This window comes from Enterobacter cloacae complex sp. SHL022 (assembly GCF_049237785.1).
Taxonomy (GTDB): Bacteria; Pseudomonadota; Gammaproteobacteria; order Enterobacterales; family Enterobacteriaceae; genus Enterobacter; species Enterobacter hormaechei_C.
This window is the reverse complement of sequence record NZ_JBMKJH010000003.1, coordinates 177,316-196,364: the sequence shown is the minus strand read 5'-3', so window position 1 is coordinate 196,364 and position 19,049 is coordinate 177,316. Positions and strand designations below refer to the sequence as shown.

15 protein-coding genes and 1 pseudogene are annotated in these 19,049 nt (G+C 55.3%); 14 read left to right on the top strand and 2 right to left on the bottom strand.

The genetic code is table 11. The features are described from left to right. Positions 1–26: 26 nt before the first annotated feature. A complete protein-coding gene (gene satP / locus ACOTZD_RS07740) occupies positions 27–593 on the bottom strand; it encodes an acetate uptake transporter (protein ID WP_003856474.1) in 567 nt (188 codons plus the stop codon). A gap of 295 nt (positions 594–888) precedes the next feature. On the opposite strand from satP, the gene dnaK reads away from it, so the two are divergent. The 4 genes from dnaK to nhaR all read left to right on the top strand — a co-directional run bounded on the left by dnaK (position 889) and on the right by nhaR (position 6,342). Beyond that, entirely contained in the window at positions 889–2,802 is a 1,914-nt protein-coding gene (gene dnaK, locus ACOTZD_RS07735; RefSeq protein WP_003856470.1) for a molecular chaperone DnaK, read from the top strand. 87 nt (positions 2,803–2,889) lie between these two features. Further along, the gene (gene dnaJ, locus ACOTZD_RS07730) at positions 2,890–4,035 is read left to right on the top strand and encodes a molecular chaperone DnaJ (protein ID WP_008502040.1); all 1,146 of its coding nucleotides are present in this window, start codon (positions 2,890–2,892) and stop codon (positions 4,033–4,035) included. Between the two features lie 173 nt (positions 4,036–4,208). After that, the gene (gene nhaA / locus ACOTZD_RS07725) at positions 4,209–5,384 is read left to right on the top strand and encodes a Na+/H+ antiporter NhaA (protein WP_022650383.1); all 1,176 of its coding nucleotides are present in this window, start codon (positions 4,209–4,211) and stop codon (positions 5,382–5,384) included. Positions 5,385–5,442: 58 nt separating this feature from the next. Next, positions 5,443–6,342: a transcriptional activator NhaR gene (gene nhaR / locus ACOTZD_RS07720; protein ID WP_003856462.1), complete on the top strand. Its 900-nt coding sequence runs from the start codon at positions 5,443–5,445 to the stop codon at positions 6,340–6,342. Positions 6,343–6,400: 58 nt separating this feature from the next. Here the strand turns inward: nhaR and rpsT are convergent, their stop codons facing one another. Then, entirely contained in the window at positions 6,401–6,664 is a 264-nt protein-coding gene (rpsT, locus tag ACOTZD_RS07715; RefSeq protein WP_003856458.1) for a 30S ribosomal protein S20, read from the bottom strand. A 115-nt stretch (positions 6,665–6,779) separates the two neighbouring features. Here rpsT and ACOTZD_RS07710 point away from each other — a divergent pair. The 10 genes and pseudogenes from ACOTZD_RS07710 to ACOTZD_RS07665 form a co-directional block, all read left to right on the top strand. Beyond that, positions 6,780–6,985: pseudogene (locus ACOTZD_RS07710) on the top strand (DUF2575 domain-containing protein); the annotation flags it as partial. A gap of 7 nt (positions 6,986–6,992) precedes the next feature. After that, complete coding sequence (ribF, locus tag ACOTZD_RS07705; RefSeq protein ID WP_003856456.1) at positions 6,993–7,919, top strand: bifunctional riboflavin kinase/FAD synthetase; 927 nt, start codon at positions 6,993–6,995, stop codon at positions 7,917–7,919. A 45-nt stretch (positions 7,920–7,964) separates the two neighbouring features. Continuing rightward, on the top strand, positions 7,965–10,781 hold the full coding sequence (gene ileS / locus ACOTZD_RS07700; protein WP_032608473.1) for an isoleucine--tRNA ligase: 2,817 nt from the start codon (positions 7,965–7,967) through the stop codon (positions 10,779–10,781). Next, complete coding sequence (gene lspA, locus ACOTZD_RS07695) at positions 10,781–11,281, top strand: signal peptidase II (protein ID WP_003856452.1); 501 nt, start codon at positions 10,781–10,783, stop codon at positions 11,279–11,281. The genes ileS and lspA overlap by 1 nt, the downstream gene beginning before the upstream one ends. Before the next feature lie 116 nt (positions 11,282–11,397). Next, the gene (fkpB, locus tag ACOTZD_RS07690) at positions 11,398–11,847 is read left to right on the top strand and encodes an FKBP-type peptidyl-prolyl cis-trans isomerase (protein ID WP_003856450.1); all 450 of its coding nucleotides are present in this window, start codon (positions 11,398–11,400) and stop codon (positions 11,845–11,847) included. Between the two features lies 1 nt (position 11,848). After that, positions 11,849–12,799, top strand: a complete 951-nt coding sequence (ispH, locus tag ACOTZD_RS07685) for a 4-hydroxy-3-methylbut-2-enyl diphosphate reductase (protein WP_003856448.1) — start codon at positions 11,849–11,851, stop codon at positions 12,797–12,799. A 205-nt stretch (positions 12,800–13,004) separates the two neighbouring features. Continuing rightward, positions 13,005–13,826, top strand: a complete 822-nt coding sequence (gene dapB / locus ACOTZD_RS07680) for a 4-hydroxy-tetrahydrodipicolinate reductase (RefSeq protein WP_421636264.1) — start codon at positions 13,005–13,007, stop codon at positions 13,824–13,826. 454 nt (positions 13,827–14,280) lie between these two features. Next, positions 14,281–15,429 carry a glutamine-hydrolyzing carbamoyl-phosphate synthase small subunit gene (carA, locus tag ACOTZD_RS07675; protein ID WP_032608475.1) on the top strand — a complete coding sequence of 383 codons (1,149 nt, stop codon included), beginning with the start codon at positions 14,281–14,283 and terminating at the stop codon, positions 15,427–15,429. Between the two features lie 18 nt (positions 15,430–15,447). Further along, the gene (gene carB, locus ACOTZD_RS07670) at positions 15,448–18,672 is read left to right on the top strand and encodes a carbamoyl-phosphate synthase large subunit (protein WP_023315370.1); all 3,225 of its coding nucleotides are present in this window, start codon (positions 15,448–15,450) and stop codon (positions 18,670–18,672) included. Positions 18,673–18,812: 140 nt separating this feature from the next. Continuing rightward, positions 18,813–19,046: a YgdI/YgdR family lipoprotein gene (locus ACOTZD_RS07665; RefSeq protein ID WP_003856439.1), complete on the top strand. Its 234-nt coding sequence runs from the start codon at positions 18,813–18,815 to the stop codon at positions 19,044–19,046. Positions 19,047–19,049: the final 3 nt, after the last annotated feature.

Below are 19,049 nucleotides of genomic sequence, written 5' to 3'. Positions count from 1 at the left end.
CCGGCGCCGGGGCCACGACAGAGGGATCAGTGTTTTTCACCAATCGGTAGAATGGTGCGGTCGAACTGCTCGTTCAGCACTTCACCCATGGCCAGGTAGATTGCGCTTGCGCCGCAAACCAGACCGACCCAGCCGGCAACGTGAACGATGCCTTCGTTATCCGCCAGGTGACCGATGGCCAGCAGGGCGAACAGGACGGTCAGGCTCAGGAAGACGAATTGCAGCGCGCGGTTCGCCTTGAGGGTGCCAAAGAACATGAACAGGGTGAACACGCCCCACAGTCCCAGGTACACGCCCAGGAAATGGGCGTTTGCCGCCTCCGCCAGGCCCATTTTAGGCATCAGCAGAATCGCGACCAGAGTCAGCCAGAAAGAACCGTAAGAGGTAAAGGCGGTTAAGCCGAAGGTGTTGCCTTTCTTATATTCCAGCAGGCCCGCAAAGATTTGTGCGATACCGCCGTAAAAAATGCCCATCGCCAGGATAATGCCGTCCATCGGGAACATCCCGATATTGTGCAGGTTCAGCAGAATGGTGGTCATGCCAAAACCCATCAGGCCCAGCGGAGCCGGATTAGCCAACTTAGTGTTGCCCATAAGTCCTCAAAAAATCATCATTAATATGGTGAAATGGTTAAACCCGCGCCAGTTCTCCCTGACGGGGCGCGGCATCATAATGGGCGGCATCGACGCCGTCTATGATCTCACCGGGGTGAAATTAAAAAATTTTTTATCCTTCCCCCTTGATGGATGCCGTTGTGACCCCATCTTGTAAGCAACCGCAGTGTGTGGACCTGAAAAAAATCAAATCTGGGCAGTTGAAAAAGCACGTTCTGCCCTTATTACAGGTACACAACCACATGTTGACTGAATTTTTAGTGGAGACGTTTAGATGGGTAAAATTATTGGTATCGACCTGGGTACTACCAACTCTTGTGTAGCGATTATGGATGGCACTACTGCACGTGTGCTGGAGAACGCCGAGGGCGATCGCACCACGCCTTCTATCATTGCTTATACCCAGGATGGTGAAACTCTGGTTGGTCAGCCGGCTAAACGTCAGGCAGTGACAAACCCGCAAAACACCCTGTTTGCGATCAAACGCCTGATTGGCCGCCGCTTCCAGGACGAAGAAGTTCAGCGTGACGTTTCCATCATGCCTTACAAAATCATCGCAGCCGATAACGGCGATGCATGGCTTGATGTGAAAGGCACCAAAACTGCACCTCCGCAGATCTCTGCTGAAGTGCTGAAGAAAATGAAGAAAACTGCGGAAGATTACCTGGGTGAACCGGTAACTGAAGCTGTTATCACCGTACCTGCTTACTTCAACGATGCTCAGCGTCAGGCAACCAAAGATGCTGGCCGTATCGCAGGCCTGGAAGTAAAACGTATCATCAACGAACCAACCGCAGCAGCACTGGCTTACGGTCTGGATAAAGAAGTTGGCAACCGTACTATCGCGGTTTACGACCTGGGTGGTGGTACCTTCGATATTTCTATTATCGAAATCGACGATGTTGACGGCGAAAAAACCTTCGAAGTTCTGGCAACCAACGGTGATACCCACCTGGGTGGTGAAGACTTCGATACCCGTCTGATCAACTACCTCGTTGACGAGTTCAAGAAAGATCAGGGCATTGACCTGCGTAACGACCCGCTGGCTATGCAGCGCCTGAAAGAAGCCGCTGAGAAAGCGAAGATCGAGCTGTCTTCCGCTCAGCAGACCGACGTGAACCTGCCGTACATCACCGCAGACGCGACCGGTCCAAAACACATGAACATCAAAGTGACCCGTGCGAAACTGGAAAGCCTGGTAGAAGACCTCGTGAACCGTTCTATCGAGCCACTGAAAGTTGCATTGCAGGACGCTGGCCTGTCCGTGTCTGACATTCAGGACGTTATCCTGGTAGGTGGTCAGACTCGTATGCCAATGGTTCAGAAGAAAGTGGCTGAATTCTTTGGTAAAGAGCCACGTAAAGACGTGAACCCGGACGAAGCGGTTGCTATCGGTGCTGCGGTTCAGGGTGGTGTACTGACCGGTGAAGTGAAAGACGTACTGCTGCTGGACGTTACCCCGCTGTCTCTGGGTATCGAAACCATGGGTGGCGTGATGACTCCGCTCATCAACAAAAACACCACTATCCCGACGAAACACAGCCAGGTGTTCTCTACCGCTGAAGACAACCAGTCTGCGGTAACCATCCATGTGATTCAGGGTGAGCGTAAGCGCGCGGCGGATAACAAATCTCTGGGTCAGTTCAACCTGGACGGTATTAACCCGGCACCACGCGGCATGCCACAGATCGAAGTCACCTTCGACATCGATGCTGACGGTATCCTGCACGTGTCTGCGAAAGACAAAAACAGCGGTAAAGAGCAGAAGATTACCATCAAGGCATCTTCTGGCCTGAACGAAGCGGAAATCGAAAAAATGGTTCGTGATGCCGAAGCTAACGCGGAATCCGACCGTAAGTTTGAAGAGCTGGTTCAGACCCGTAACCAGGGTGACCATCTGCTGCACAGCACCCGTAAGCAGGTTGAAGAAGCGGGCGATAAACTGCCAGCGGAAGACAAAACTGCAATCGAAACTGCACTGAGCGCGCTGGAAACGTCTCTGAAAGGCGAAGACAAAGCGGACATCGAAGCGAAGATGCAGGAGCTGGCACAGGTTTCTCAGAAGCTGATGGAAATCGCTCAGCAGCAGCACGCACAGCAGCAGGCGGGCGCTGATGCTTCGGCGAACAACGCGAAAGACGACGATGTTGTCGACGCTGAGTTCGAAGAAGTGAAAGACAAAAAATAATCGCCCTGATGCAGGGTAAGTAATCGGCACGGGCGTAGGAGAATTCTCCACGCCCGTGCTCGCATGTTAAGGGGCTTAAAAAAACCAATGGCAAAGCAAGACTATTACGAGATTTTAGGCGTTCCGAAAACTGCGGAAGAGCGTGAAATCAAAAAGGCGTATAAGCGCCTGGCCATGAAATTCCACCCTGACCGTAATCAGGGTGACAAAGAGGCTGAAGCCAAATTTAAAGAGATTAAAGAAGCCTACGAAGTCCTGACCGATGCACAAAAACGTGCGGCCTATGATCAGTACGGACACGCGGCCTTTGAACAGGGCGGCATGGGCGGCGGTGGATTTGGCGGCGGCGGCTTCGGCGGCGGCGCTGATTTCAGCGATATCTTTGGTGATGTATTTGGCGATATCTTCGGTGGCGGGCGTGGCCGTCAGCGCGCGGCGCGCGGCGCAGACCTGCGCTACAACATGGACCTGACGCTGGAAGAAGCGGTTCGCGGCGTCACCAAAGAGATCCGTATTCCGACGCTGGAAGAGTGTGACGTTTGCCACGGCAGCGGTGCGAAAGCGGGGACTCAGCCACAGACCTGCCCAACCTGTCACGGTTCCGGTCAGGTGCAGATGCGCCAGGGCTTCTTCGCGGTGCAGCAGGCCTGTCCGCACTGTCATGGTCGCGGTACGCTGATTAAAGATCCGTGCACCAAATGTCATGGTCACGGTCGCGTGGAGAAAACCAAAACGCTGTCCGTTAAGATCCCGGCAGGCGTCGATACGGGCGACCGCATCCGTCTGGCAGGTGAGGGTGAAGCCGGCGAGCACGGCGCACCGGCAGGCGATCTGTACGTTCAGGTTCAGGTGAAGCAGCACGCCATCTTCGAGCGTGAAGGTAACAACCTGTACTGTGAAGTGCCGATCAACTTTGCGATGGCGGCGCTGGGCGGCGAAATCGAAGTGCCGACGCTGGACGGTCGCGTTAACCTGAAAATCCCTGGCGAAACCCAGACCGGGAAACTGTTCCGCATGCGCGGCAAAGGCGTTAAATCCGTTCGCGGTGGCGCGCAGGGTGACCTGTTATGCCGCGTGGTCGTGGAAACGCCGGTCGGCCTGAACGATAAGCAGAAACAGCTGCTGAAAGAGCTTCAGGAAAGCTTTGGTGGCCCGACAGGTGAGAAAAACAGCCCGCGCTCCAAAAGCTTCTTCGATGGCGTCAAAAAATTCTTCGACGATTTAACCCGCTAACCCGCCAGCTGGTTACTATCATTTAAAGCCCGGAAGCGATTCCGGGCTTTTTGCTTTATAGCGTTATACCTCGGTTAAACTGAATCTATAACCAATATTAATCTGTTTTTACCGATCTGTTTGCGCTGATATTATGGTTTTACCGAGGTATTGTTGTAAAAGAGAGTTTAAACGTGAAATTACTACACCGTTTCTTTAGCAGTGAGGCATCCGGCGGCGTCATCCTGATTATTGCTGCTGCGGCTGCCATGCTGCTCGCCAATATGGGCATGACACGCGATCTCTATCACGCATTTCTGGAAACGCCCGTCGAGCTGAAGGTCGGGGCGCTGGAAATTAATAAGAACATGCTGCTGTGGATCAACGATGCGCTGATGGCGGTGTTCTTCCTGCTGGTGGGCCTGGAGGTTAAACGTGAGCTGGTGAGCGGTTCGCTTGCCAGCCGTCAGCGTGCGGCGTTTCCGGTGATCGCGGCGATTGGCGGGATGATCGTTCCGGCGTTGCTCTTTCTCGCATTTGCGTGGCAGGATCCGGTTGCTCGTGACGGCTGGGCGATCCCGGCCGCAACGGATATCGCGTTTGCGCTCGGGGTCTTAGCCTTGCTCGGTAGCCGCGTCCCGGTAGCACTGAAAATTTTCCTGATGGCGCTGGCGATTATCGATGATCTGGGCGCTATCGTGATTATCGCGCTGTTCTACACCAGCGATCTGTCCGTTCTGTCTCTGAGCGTGGCGGCCGTGGCTATTGCGGTGCTGGCGTTGCTGAACGTCTTCAACGTCCGACGCACGGGGATTTATATTCTGGTGGGGATGGTGCTGTGGACGGCGGTGCTGAAGTCTGGCGTGCATGCCACGCTGGCGGGCGTCATCGTTGGCTTCTTTATTCCGCTGAAGGAACAGGACGGCAAATCGCCTGCCAGACAGCTGGAGCATGTGCTTCATCCGTGGGTGGGTTTTATGATCCTGCCGCTGTTTGCGTTTGCCAACGCGGGTGTTTCCCTGGCCGGGGTTACCCTGGACGGACTCACCTCTGTGCTGCCGCTGGGTATCATCGCCGGTCTGTTTATTGGTAAGCCGCTGGGCATCAGCCTGTTCTGCTGGCTGGCGCTGAAGCTGAAGCTGGCGTCATTGCCAAACGGAACCACCTTTAGCCAGATTATGGCCGTTGGCGTGCTGTGCGGTATTGGATTCACCATGTCGATCTTTATCTCGACGCTGGCGTTTGGCGCAAGCGCGCCTGAGCTTATCGTCTGGGCGAAACTCGGCATTCTTATCGGGTCGTTCCTGGCCGCGGTTATGGGTTACACCTTGTTGAAGGTGAAGTTGTCCGGACAGGCTGTCCAGGCATAACAGGAAACCGGGAGAAGGGAAGCCTTCTCCCGATAAACTATCAGGGAGTGAAAACGTGATGTCTCATTTGAACTATAACCATCTCTATTACTTCTGGCATGTCTACAAGCAGGGCTCGGTCGTGGGTGCCGCAGAGGCGCTCTACCTGACGCCACAGACTATCACCGGGCAAATCAAAGCCCTGGAAGAGCGCTTGCAGGGAAAGCTTTTTAAGCGGAAAGGGCGTGGCATTGAGCCGAGCGAGCTGGGTGAACTGGTATTCCGCTATGCGGACAAGATGTTCACCCTGAGCCAGGAGATGCTGGATATCGTTAACTATCGCAAAGAGTCGAACCTGCTCTTTGACGTGGGCGTGGCGGATGCGTTGTCCAAACGGCTGGTAAGCGGTGTGCTGGATGCGGCGGTGGTGGAAGATGAACAGATACATTTACGCTGCTTTGAGTCCACTCACGAGATGCTGCTGGAACAGCTGAGCCAGCATAAGCTGGATATGATTATTTCGGATTGTCCTATCGATTCCACGCAGCAGGAAGGCTTGTTCTCGGTGAAAATTGGCGAATGCGGTGTCAGTTTCTGGTGCATCAATCCACCGCCGGAAAAACCGTTTCCGGCTTGCCTGGAAGAGCGCCGCTTGCTGGTTCCGGGGAGGCGGTCCATGCTCGGACGTAAGCTGCTGAACTGGTTTAACTCGCAGGGGCTAAACGTAGAAATTCTCGGTGAGTTCGACGATGCGGCGCTGATGAAAGCCTTTGGCGAGGCGCACAACGCTATCTTCGTTGCCCCGACGCTGTATGCGCACGATCTCTATTCAGACGACAAGATTACCGAGATTGGCAGGGTGGATAACGTGATGGAAGAGTATCACGCCATATTCGCCGAAAGGATGATTCAGCATCCGGCGGTGCAGCGAATCTGCAACCGGGACTACTCGGCGCTGTTTACGCCGCCGGCAATCTGAAGGCATAAAAAAACCCGCGTTAAGCGGGTTCTTTCAAACAAGCAACAACAAGTGGCGATTAAGCCAGTTTGTTGATCTGCGCGGTCAGGTTTGCTTTATGACGCGCTGCTTTGTTTTTGTGGATCAGACCTTTAGCAGCCTGACGATCCACGATTGGTTGCATTTCGTTAAATGCGTTCTGCGCTGCAGCTTTGTCGCCAGCTTCGATTGCTGCGTATACTTTCTTGATGAAAGTACGCATCATAGAGCGACGGCTTGCATTGTGCTTACGAGCCTTTTCAGACTGAACGGCACGTTTCTTAGCTGATTTGATATTAGCCAAGGTCCAACTCCCAAATATGATCTATGTGGACAATTCAAAGGCCGAGGAATATGCCCTCTATACCTTCTTTTGTCAATGGATTTGTGCAAATAAGCGCCGTTAATGTGGCGACGCTACGTTACGTAGTGATGGCGCAGGATTCTACCAGCTTGTCGTTCGTGAATACAGCTTTTCGGCGTAAAAATCGCAGTTCGCGGGCAGATTTTTTTGCTGTGAAAGGTCAGCGTGATGAAATCATACGGCTTTCTGTTTAGCGTGAACAATCGCCGGTTAACCTTAACCGCTGTACAAGGTATACTTTGGCGATTTTCACTGTTTTGAGCCAGTCATGAAGCTGATACGCGGCATACATAATCTCAGTCAAGCCCCGCACGGGTGCGTGCTGACCATTGGTAATTTCGACGGCGTGCATCGTGGGCATCAGGCGCTGTTGCAGGGATTGCGTAAAGAAGGCGAGGCGCGAGGCCTGCCCGTCGTGGTGATGATTTTCGAGCCTCAGCCGCTGGAGCTGTTTGCAGGCGAGAAATCCCCCGCGCGGCTGACGCGTCTGCGTGAGAAGTTACGCTACCTGGCGGAGTCAGGGGTGGACTACGTCCTGTGTGTACGGTTCGACCGTCGTTTTGCCGCGCTGACCGCACAAAATTTTGTCAGCGACCTGTTGGTCAGGCAGCTTGGCGTGCAGTTTCTCGCCGTGGGCGATGATTTCCGCTTTGGCGCTGGTCGTCAGGGCGATTTCTTGTTATTACAGAAGGCTGGCCTGGAGTACGGGTTTGACGTCACCAGTACAATGACCTTCTGCGAGGGCGGCGTGCGCGTCAGCAGCACGGCGGTACGTCAGGCGCTGGCGAACGATGAACTGGACACGGCAGAAACGCTGCTGGGTCACCCGTTCACGATTTCAGGTCGCGTGGTCCATGGCGATGCGCTGGGCCGCACGATAGGTTTCCCGACGGCGAATATACCGCTGCGTCGTCAGGTCTCCCCGGTTAAAGGGGTCTATGCGGTGGAAGTGGCAGGACTGGGCGAGAAGCCTTTCTACGGCGTCGCCAACATTGGCACACGTCCAACGGTTGCCGGTGTGCGTCAACAGTTAGAAGTACACCTGCTGGACGTTGTAATGGACCTGTATGGTCGCCATATAGATGTGATACTGCGTAAAAAAATACGCAATGAACAGCGATTCGCTTCGCTGGATGAACTTAAGGCGCAAATCGCGCGAGATGAATTAACGGCCCGCGAGTTTTTTGGGCTTTAGAACCGGCTTAACTGCCTACGTGATAAATACGGAACCGAGAATCTGATGAGTGACTATAAATCAACCCTGAATTTGCCGGAAACAGGGTTCCCGATGCGCGGCGATCTCGCCAAGCGTGAACCGGGAATGCTGGCGCGTTGGACCGATGATGACCTGTACGGCATCATTCGTGCAGCCAAAAAAGGCAAAAAAACCTTCATTCTGCATGATGGCCCTCCATATGCGAATGGCAGCATTCATATTGGTCACTCTGTAAACAAGATTCTGAAAGACATTATCGTGAAGTCCAAAGGACTCGCGGGATATGACTCGCCTTACGTTCCGGGCTGGGACTGCCATGGTCTGCCAATCGAGCTGAAAGTAGAGCAAGAGTACGGTAAGCCGGGTGAGAAGTTCACCGCCGCAGAATTCCGCGCGAAGTGCCGCGAATACGCAGCCACCCAGGTTGACGGTCAGCGCGCTGACTTTATCCGTCTGGGCGTGCTGGGCGACTGGTCGCATCCGTACCTGACCATGGATTTCAAAACCGAAGCCAACATCATCCGTGCGCTGGGCAAAATCATCGGTAACGGCCACCTGCACAAAGGCGCGAAGCCGGTGCACTGGTGCGTGGACTGCCGTTCTGCGCTGGCCGAAGCGGAAGTAGAGTATTACGACAAAACCTCGCCTTCTATCGACGTGGCGTTCGAAGCGGTCGATCAGGATGCGATCAAAGCTAAATTTGGTCTGCCTGGGGTAAGCGGTCCAGTCTCGCTGGTTATCTGGACAACCACCCCGTGGACGCTGCCTGCTAACCGCGCGATCTCCCTCTCTGGCGAGTTTGAGTATGCGCTGGTGCAGATTGATGGCCGTGCGGTTATCCTGGCGAAAGACCTGGTCGAAAGCGTACTGAAACGCGCGAACATCACCGATTACACCGTGCTGGGCACCGTAAAAGGCGACGCGCTGGAACTGATGCGCTTCAAACACCCGTTCCTGGACTTCGACGTTCCGGCGATTCTGGGCGACCACGTAACGCTGGACGCGGGTACCGGTGCGGTACATACCGCCGGTGGCCACGGCCCTGACGACTACAACATCAGCCTGAAGTACGGTCTGGAAATCGCCAACCCGGTTGGGCCGGACGGCTCTTACCTGCCTGGCACCTACCCGGCGCTGGACGGCATCAACGTCTTCAAAGCGAACGACATTATTGTCGACATGCTGCGCACCAGCGGCGCGCTGCTGCACGTTGAAAAAATGCAGCACAGCTATCCGTGCTGCTGGCGTCACAAGACGCCAATCATCTTCCGTGCGACCCCGCAGTGGTTCGTCAGCATGGATCAGAAGGGCCTGCGCGAGCAGTCTCTGAAAGAGATCAAAGGCGTGCAGTGGATCCCGGACTGGGGCCAGGCGCGTATCGAATCCATGGTGGCTAACCGTCCTGACTGGTGTATCTCCCGTCAGCGCACCTGGGGCGTGCCGATGTCGCTGTTCGTGCACAAAGAGACGCAGGAACTGCATCCGAACACCCTGGAACTGATGGAAGAAGTGGCGAAACGCGTTGAAGTTGACGGCATTCAGGCGTGGTGGGATCTCGACGCCCGCGACATCCTGGGCGCGGACGCGGACAACTACGAGAAAGTGCCGGATACCCTGGACGTGTGGTTCGACTCCGGTTCAACCCATGCCTCTGTGGTTGACGTGCGCCCTGAGTTCGCCGGTCACGCTGCCGACATGTATCTCGAAGGCTCCGACCAACACCGCGGCTGGTTCATGTCATCCCTGATGATCTCCACCGCCATGAAGGGCAAAGCACCTTACCGTCAGGTACTGACTCACGGCTTCACCGTGGATGGTCAGGGCCGTAAGATGTCCAAGTCCATCGGTAACACCGTTTCGCCGCAGGACGTAATGAACAAGCTGGGCGCGGACATCCTGCGTCTGTGGGTAGCCTCTACCGACTACACCGGCGAAATGGCGGTGTCTGACGAGATCCTGAAGCGTGCTGCCGACAGCTATCGTCGTATTCGTAACACCGCGCGCTTCCTGCTGGCGAACCTGAACGGGTTCGATCCGGTAAAAGATATGGTGAAGCCGGAAGAGATGGTCGTGCTCGATCGCTGGGCGGTAGGCTGCGCGAAAGCGGCGCAGGAAGATATCCTGAAAGCGTATGAGTCTTACGATTTCCACGAAGTGGTGCAGCGCCTGATGCGCTTCTGCTCCATCGAGATGGGCTCGTTCTACCTCGACATCATTAAAGACCGTCAGTACACCGCGAAAGCGGACAGCGTGGCGCGCCGCAGCTGTCAGTCTGCGCTGTACCACATCGCAGAAGCGCTGGTGCGCTGGATGGCGCCGATCATGTCCTTCACCGCGGATGAAATCTGGGGTTACCTGCCGGGCGACCGTGAGAAGTATGTCTTCACCGGCGAGTGGTATGAAGGTCTGTTCGATCTCTCCAGCACCGAAGCGATGAACGATGCCTATTGGGACGAGCTGCTGAAAGTGCGTGGCGAAGTGAACAAGGTTATCGAGCAGGCGCGCGCTGACAAGAAAGTCGGTGGCTCTCTGGAAGCGACGGTGACCGTGTACGCAGAGCCTGAGCTGGCCGCGAAGCTGACCGCGCTGGGCGATGAATTACGATTTGTCCTGTTGACCTCTGGTGCGAAAGTTGCGGATTATGCCGAGGCGTCTGCTGATGCTCAGCAGAGCGAACTGCTCAAAGGACTGAAGGTCGCGCTGAGCAAAGCCGACGGTGAAAAATGCCCGCGTTGCTGGCATTACACCACTGATGTCGGTCAGGTGGCGGAACACGCAGACATCTGCGGACGCTGTGTAAGCAACGTCGCCGGTGACGGCGAAAAACGTAAGTTTGCCTGATGAGTAAAACTCTCTGTTCAACAGGACTGCGCTGGCTGTGGCTGGTGGTGGTGGTGCTGATTATTGATTTGGGCAGCAAGTTCCTGATCCTCCAGAATTTCGCTCTGGGGGATACGGTCCCGCTGTTTCCGTCGCTTAACCTGCACTACGCCCGCAACTACGGTGCGGCGTTTAGTTTCCTTGCCGACAGCGGTGGCTGGCAGCGCTGGTTCTTCGCGGGTATCGCTATCGGTATCTGCGTCGTGCTGGCGGTGCTGATGTACCGCTCGAAGGCCACGCAAAAGCTGAATAACATCGCCTACGCGCTGATCATTGGCGGCGCGCTGGGTAACCTGTTTGACCGCCTGTGGCACGGCTTTGTGGTCGATATGATCGACTTCTACGTCGGCGACTGGCACTTCGCGACCTTTAACCTCGCCGATAGCGCAATATGCGTTGGTGCGGCGTTAATCGTGCTGGAAGGCTTCTTGCCTAAACCGGCAGCGAAAGAGCAGGCGTAACAAAACCAGCCGGGTGACGCGTAGCGATCCCGGCCTACAGAATTTGTGGCCCCCGTAGGCCCGGTAAGCGTAGCGCCACCGGGCAACAGGTGACCCAAAACAAGCGAGCAATTTGCATGTCTAAATCCGTACAGAGCAACAGCGCGGTTCTCGTTCACTTTACGCTGAAGCTGGATGACGGCTCTACGGCCGAATCCACCCGCAACAACGGCAAACCAGCCCTGTTTCGTCTTGGCGATACCTCCCTGTCTGAAGGTCTTGAGCAGCAGCTTCTCGGTCTGAAAGAGGGTGAGAAAAAAGCCTTTTCGCTGGAGCCGGATGCCGCGTTTGGCGTGCCAAGCCCGGATCTGATCCAGTACTTCTCCCGTCGTGAGTTTATGGACGCGGGTGAACCGGAGATCGGGGCAATTATGCTCTTTACCGCTATGGACGGCAGCGAAATGCCTGGCGTGATCCGCGAAATCAACGGCGACTCGATTACCGTTGACTTCAACCATCCGCTTGCCGGGCGCACTGTCCATTTTGATGTAGAAGTGCTGGAGATCGATCCGGCACTGGAGGCCTGAAATGCAGATCCTGTTGGCTAACCCGCGCGGTTTTTGCGCCGGTGTAGACCGCGCTATCAGCATTGTTGAAAACGCGCTGGAGATTTACGGCGCGCCGATTTACGTGCGTCACGAAGTGGTGCACAACCGCTACGTGGTCGACAGCCTGCGCGAGCGCGGTGCGATTTTTATCGAGCAGATCAGCGAAGTGCCGGACGGCGCAATTCTCATCTTCTCCGCGCACGGCGTCTCGCAGGCGGTACGCAACGAGGCGAAAAACCGCGATCTGACCGTTTTCGATGCCACCTGTCCGCTGGTGACCAAAGTGCATATGGAAGTGGCGCGCGCCAGCCGTCGCGGTGAAGAGTCAATTCTGATTGGTCACGCCGGTCACCCGGAAGTGGAAGGCACCATGGGCCAGTACAGCAACCCGGAAGGGGGCATGTATCTGGTTGAGTCACCGGAAGACGTCTTTACGCTGAATGTGAAAAACGAAGCCCGACTGTCGTTTATGACCCAGACGACGCTTTCCGTGGACGACACCTCAGACGTGATTGACGCCCTGCGCCAGCGCTTCCCGAAAATCGTCGGGCCGCGCAAAGATGATATCTGCTACGCAACCACCAACCGTCAGGAAGCCGTGCGCGCGCTGGCTGAACAGGCGGACGTGGTGCTAGTGGTCGGCTCGAAAAACTCCTCTAACTCTAACCGTCTGGCCGAACTGGCGCAGCGTATGGGGAAAGCGGCGTTTTTAATCGACGACGCAACGGACATTCAGGAAGCGTGGGTGAAAAACGCGGTCTGCGTCGGTGTTACCGCAGGCGCTTCAGCGCCGGATATTCTGGTGCAGAACGTCATTGCCCGCCTGCAAGAGCTGGGCGGTGGCGAAGCGGTGCCGCTGGAAGGCCGCGAAGAGAACATTGTTTTTGAAGTGCCGAAAGAGTTGCGTATTGACGCGCGAGAAGTGGAATAGTTCTTTATCTGATGAAAGGCCAGCACCTCCTGTGCTGGCCTTTTTTTTGCCCCAAACTTTATCGTGACGACAAAATCATGTCTTTTACTGATATTTAAGTCGGTTTCACGTTAAATTCTAATTATCGGTGTTTTCAGTTGGCAGGCTTTGCCAAGGCTGGTTAATCTGAAAACGGTTTACATCATTTTAACGTAAGAGAATAACTATGCATGATGCACAGATCCGCGTTGCTATTGCGGGCGCGGGTGGACGTATGGGTCGCCAGCTGATTCAGGCGGCACTACAGATGGATGGCGTGGCACTCGGCGCGGCGCTGGAGCGTGAGGGTTCATCCCTGCAGGGAGCCGATGCAGGCGAACTGGCGGGCGCGGGCAAGACAGGCGTAACCGTACAGAGCAGCCTTGAGGCAGTGAAAGAAGACTTTGATGTGTTCATCGACTTTACCCGTCCGGAAGGCACGCTGGCTCATCTGGCGTTTTGCCGTCAGCACGGTAAAGGGATGGTGATTGGTACCACTGGTTTCGATGATGCCGGTAAACAGGCCATTCAGGACGCAGCCACCGACATTGCGATTGTCTTCGCTGCGAACTTTAGCGTCGGCGTTAACGTCATGCTGAAACTGCTGGAAAAGGCAGCGAAGGTGATGGGAAATTATACCGACATTGAGATTGTTGAAGCACACCACCGCTATAAAGTTGATGCTCCATCAGGCACGGCGCTGGCGATGGGCGAAGCGATTGCTCATGCACTTGATAAAGATTTAAAAGAGTGCGCGGTCTATACCCGTGAAGGACATACCGGCGAACGCGTGCCCGGGACAATTGGTTTCGCAACCGTTCGTGCAGGCGATATCGTCGGTGAACATACGGCGATGTTCGCCGATATTGGCGAACGTGTTGAGATTACCCACAAAGCGTCAAGCCGCATGACGTTTGCGAATGGTGCAGTTCGCGCCGCTTTGTGGCTTAACGCGAAGGAAAAGGGTCTTTTTGATATGCGAGATGTGCTTGATCTCAATAATTTGTAAGCGATATTACCCATCGTGATGTGGTTATTGCAGTCGTAATTACTTGATTGCATGGGGCAATAATTTATTGCCCTCTTATTTTATCCGTTTTAGATTAAAAATAACGCTTAGGAGGTATAAATCTTATTGATATGCCATTTTTCTGTGAAATATATGTAAATTTTGACCATCTGGTCCACTTTTTGTCATCCACCTCCTTAAAATTCTAACAAACCTGTCGCGCAAGCGTTTTCCGGAATGATTTACCTGATCTTTTTGCCCATTAAATCCCATTCCAGATGCCAGACTTGCAAAAGAATAAACAAAACTCCCGTTTTAAGTTGACTTTTACATGGCAAATCCCCAGAATGCCGCCGTTTGCCAAAAATCCGCTGGCAACACATTTGCATTGATCCATGACATGGTTATGAATTAATATGCAAATAAAGTGAGTGAATATTCTCTGGAGGGTGTTTTGATTAAGTCAGCGCTATTGGTTCTGGAAGACGGAACCCAGTTTATCGGTCGGGCCATAGGGGCAACGGGTTCGGCGGTTGGGGAAGTCGTTTTCAATACTTCAATGACCGGTTATCAAGAAATCCTCACTGATCCTTCCTATTCTCGCCAAATCGTTACTCTTACTTATCCTCATATCGGCAATGTCGGCACCAATGCGGCTGACGAAGAATCCTCTCAGGTACATGCGCAAGGCCTGGTCATTCGCGACCTGCCGCTGATTGCCAGCAACTTCCGCAACACCGAAGACCTCTCTTCTTACCTGAAGCGCCATAACATTGTGGCGATTGCTGATATCGATACCCGTAAGCTGACGCGTCTGCTGCGCGAGAAGGGCGCACAAAACGGTTGTATCATCGCAGGGGATAACCTCGATGCGACGCTGGCGCTGGAAAAAGCGAAAGCCTTCCCGGGTCTGAACGGTATGGACCTGGCGAAAGAAGTGACCACGGCGGAAGCCTACAGCTGGACGCAGGGTAGCTGGACGCTGGAAGGCGACCTGCCGGAAGCGAAACCGGAAAGCGAGCTGCCGTTCCACGTGGTGGCCTACGATTTTGGCGCCAAGCGCAACATCCTGCGTATGCTGGTTGACCGTGGCTGCCGCCTGACGGTCGTCCCGGCACAAACGTCTGCGGAAGATGTTCTGAAGATGAACCCGGACGGCATCTTCCTCTCTAACGGTCCTGGCGACCCGGCGCCGTGCGACTACGCTATCGACGCCATCAAGTCCTTCCTTGAAACCGATATCCCGGTATTCGGCATCTGTCTCGGCCATCAGCTGCTGGCACTGGCGAGCGGAGCGAACACCGTCAAGATGAAGTTCGGCCACCACGGTGGTAACCACCCGGTGAAAGATATCGACAACAACACGGTGATGATCACCGCGCAGAACCACGGCTTCGCTGTGGATGAAGCGACGATGCCGGCTAACCTGCGCGTGACGCACAAATCACTGTTCGATGGTACCTTGCAGGGTATCCATCGTACCGATAAGCCTGCGTTCAGCTTCCAGGGCCACCCTGAAGCCAGCCCGGGCCCACACGATGCCGCACCGCTGTTCGATCACTTCATCGAACTTATTGAGCAATACCGTAAGATCGCTAAATAATCAGGAGCTGAGAAGACCATGCCAAAACGTACAGACATAAAAAGCATCCTGATCCTTGGCGCTGGCCCGATTGTCATCGGCCAGGCCTGTGAATTTGACTACTCTGGCGCGCAGGCGTGTAAAGCCCTGCGTGAAGAGGGTTACCGCGTCATTCTGGTGAACTCTAACCCGGCCACCATCATGACCGACCCGGAAATGGCGGATGCGACCTACATCGAGCCAATTCACTGGGAAGTGGTACGCAAAATTATCGAGAAAGAGCGTCCGGACGCGGTGCTGCCGACCATGGGCGGCCAGACGGCGCTGAACTGTGCGCTGGAGCTGGAGCGTCAGGGCGTGCTGGAAGAGTTCGGCGTGACCATGATCGGTGCGACCGCCGACGCGATTGATAAAGCAGAAGACCGTCGCCGCTTCGACGTGGCAATGAAAAAAATTGGCCTTGATACCGCGCGTTCCGGTATCGCGCACAATATGGAAGAAGCGCTGGCCGTTGCGGCTGAAGTGGGCTATCCGTGCATCATCCGTCCATCGTTCACCATGGGCGGCACCGGCGGCGGCATTGCCTACAACCGCGAAGAGTTTGAAGAGATTTGTGAGCGCGGCCTGGATCTCTCCCCAACCAAAGAGCTGCTGATTGATGAATCGCTGATTGGCTGGAAAGAGTACGAGATGGAAGTGGTGCGTGATAAAAACGACAACTGCATCATCGTCTGCTCCATCGAAAACTTTGACGCGATGGGGATCCACACCGGCGACTCTATCACCGTTGCGCCAGCTCAGACGCTGACCGACAAAGAGTACCAAATCATGCGTAACGCCTCGATGGCGGTACTGCGTGAAATCGGCGTGGAAACCGGCGGCTCTAACGTGCAGTTCTCGGTGAACCCGAAAACCGGCCGTCTGATTGTTATCGAAATGAACCCGCGCGTGTCCCGTTCCTCCGCGCTGGCCTCCAAAGCCACCGGCTTCCCGATTGCGAAGGTGGCGGCGAAACTGGCGGTGGGTTACACCCTTGACGAGCTGATGAACGACATCACCGGTGGCCGCACCCCTGCGTCCTTCGAACCGTCCATCGACTACGTTGTGACTAAAATTCCTCGCTTTAACTTCGAGAAATTCGCCGGCGCCAACGACCGTCTGACCACCCAGATGAAATCTGTTGGTGAAGTCATGGCGATTGGCCGCACGCAGCAGGAATCCCTGCAAAAAGCGCTGCGTGGCCTGGAAGTGGGCGCGACCGGCTTTGACCCGAAAGTCAGCCTGGACGACCCGGAAGCGCTGACCAAAATCCGCCGTGAGCTGAAAGACGCGGGCGCAGAGCGTATCTGGTACATCGCCGATGCCTTCCGCGCGGGCCTGTCCGTCGACGGTGTATTTAACCTGACTAACATTGACCGCTGGTTCCTGGTGCAGATTGAAGAGCTGGTGCGTCTGGAAGAGAAAGTGGCGGAGCTGGGCATCAACGGCCTGGACGCTGACTTCCTGCGTATGCTGAAGCGTAAAGGCTTCGCCGATGCGCGTCTGGCTAAACTGGCGGGCGTGCGCGAAGCGGAGATCCGCAAGCTGCGCGACCAGTATGACCTGCATCCGGTTTACAAGCGCGTGGACACCTGTGCGGCAGAGTTCTCGACCGATACCGCGTACATGTACTCCACCTATGAAGACGAGTGCGAAGCGAACCCGTCCGTCGACCGCGACAAGATTATGGTGCTGGGCGGCGGCCCAAACCGTATCGGCCAGGGCATCGAGTTTGACTACTGCTGCGTACACGCCTCTCTGGCGCTGCGCGAAGACGGTTACGAGACCATCATGGTCAACTGTAACCCGGAAACCGTCTCGACCGACTACGATACCTCCGACCGCCTCTACTTCGAGCCGGTTACCCTGGAAGACGTGCTGGAAATCGTGCGCATCGAGAAGCCAAAAGGCGTGATCGTGCAGTACGGCGGCCAGACTCCGCTGAAGCTGGCGCGCGCGCTGGAAGCAGCAGGTGTACCGGTTATCGGCACCAGCCCGGATGCGATTGACCGTGCGGAAGACCGCGAGCGTTTCCAGCAGGCGGTTGACCGTCTCAAGCTGAAACAGCCGGCGAACGCCACCGTGACCGCGATTGAAATGGCCGTTGAGAAAGCGAAAGAGATCGGCTACCCGCTGGTGGTGCGTCCATCCTACGTACTGGGCGGCCGCGCGATGGAAATCGTCTACGACGAAGCGGACCTGCGTCGCTACTTCCAGACGGCGGTGAGCGTTTCCAACGATGCGCCAGTGCTGCTCGACCGCTTCCTCGACGACGCGGTTGAAGTCGACGTGGATGCCATCTGCGACGGCGAAATGGTGCTGATTGGCGGCATCATGGAGCACATCGAGCAGGCGGGCGTGCACTCGGGTGACTCCGCCTGTTCTCTGCCAGCGTATACCCTGAGCCAGGAGATTCAGGACGTGATGCGCCAGCAGGTGCAGAAGCTGGCCTTCGAGCTTCAGGTTCGCGGCCTGATGAACGTTCAGTTCGCGGTAAAAGACAACGAAGTCTATCTGATTGAAGTCAACCCGCGTGCGGCGCGTACCGTACCGTTTGTCTCTAAAGCGACCGGTATTCCGCTGGCGAAAGTGGCGGCGCGCGTGATGGCTGGCCAGACGCTGGCTCAGCAGGGCGTCACGAAAGAAATCATCCCGCCGTACTACTCGGTGAAAGAGGTGGTGCTGCCGTTCAACAAATTCCCGGGCGTTGACCCGCTGTTAGGGCCAGAGATGCGCTCTACCGGGGAAGTAATGGGCGTGGGCCGCACCTTCGCAGAAGCGTTTGCGAAAGCGCAGCTGGGCAGTAGCTCCACCATGAGAAAATCTGGCCGTGCGCTGCTCTCCGTTCGCGAAGGCGATAAAGAGCGCGTGGTTGACCTGGCCGCCAAGCTGCTGAAACAGGGCTTCGAGCTGGACGCCACTCACGGTACGGCGATTGTGTTGGGTGAAGCGGGTATCAACCCGCGTCTGGTGAACAAAGTGCATGAAGGTCGTCCGCACATTCAGGATCGTATCAAGAATGGCGAATATACCTACATCATCAACACCACCGCAGGACGCCAGGCGATTGAAGACTCCAAGCTGATTCGCCGCAGCGCGCTGCAATACAAAGTGCACTACGACACCACCCTGAACGGCGGTTTCGCAACAGCGATGGCGCTGAATGCGGATGCCACCGAGAAGGTGATTTCGGTGCAGGAAATGCACGCGCAGATTAGCAAGTAACCCCCATTGCCCGGTACCGTTCGGTTACCGGGCAATTTTCCCATCTTAAGAACCTTCTGGTTTTTCATCCGCTTTCAGTCAGTTAGCCTAAAATAGTTAGGTCGATAACGAAAATTCAACTGAGAGCAGGGGAAAACACCATGCAAAATAAACTACTGATCGCTTCCGTTCTGGCTGCCACCGCAATGTTCACCGTGGCGGGCTGTTCGTCCAATCAGGCCGTAAAAACCACCGATGGCAAAACGATTGTTACTGACGGGAAACCGCAGGTGGATGACGATACCGGTCTCGTATCGTACAAAAACGCCGAAACCGGTCAAACTGAACAGATTAACCGTGACCAGGTTAAATCAATGGGTGAGCTGGATAACTAAAAA